A 403-nucleotide genomic window follows, 5' to 3' on the forward strand; every position below is an offset into this window, starting at 1 on the left:
TGAACTTGAATCCACAATGGACCTTCAATAACAAATTCCTCTTCTTGATGAACTTCATCCATCATTTCCCAGAAAAGTTCTTCACTTCGTTCACGACTATACCAAATTTCTTCGCGATCGAAACCTCGTTCCTCAATATCTATATAGGAAATATAAAATTTCACTGTATCATCATTAATACGTTCAATTTCCATAAATCTCCTCTCCCTTCCTTTCACATTTTGAAGGGATAAAAAACCCCCAAGCAAAAATTACTCTAAAACCAGCTTTAGTCAGTGAGGACTTGATAGGAATATAAGTGTTACTCTATTTTATGATAAAAACTACAAGAAGGGAAATAAAAAACTTCATTAATTAAAAAACAATTGTTTGCCTAATATGCCATTTATTTTATAGAAAAATT

Annotated in this window: 1 protein-coding gene; it reads right to left on the reverse strand. The window is 31.3% G+C overall.

All coding sequences use genetic code 11. The features are described 5' to 3' along the window. The coding region (locus tag V7068_RS20140; RefSeq protein WP_499714264.1) for an adaptor protein MecA at positions 1-194 on the reverse strand (194 nt) is incomplete at its 3' end. Positions 195-403: the final 209 nt, after the last annotated feature.

Source organism: Bacillus sp. JJ634, assembly GCF_036962285.1.
Taxonomy (GTDB): Bacteria; Bacillota; Bacilli; order Bacillales; family DSM-1321; genus Peribacillus; species Peribacillus asahii_A.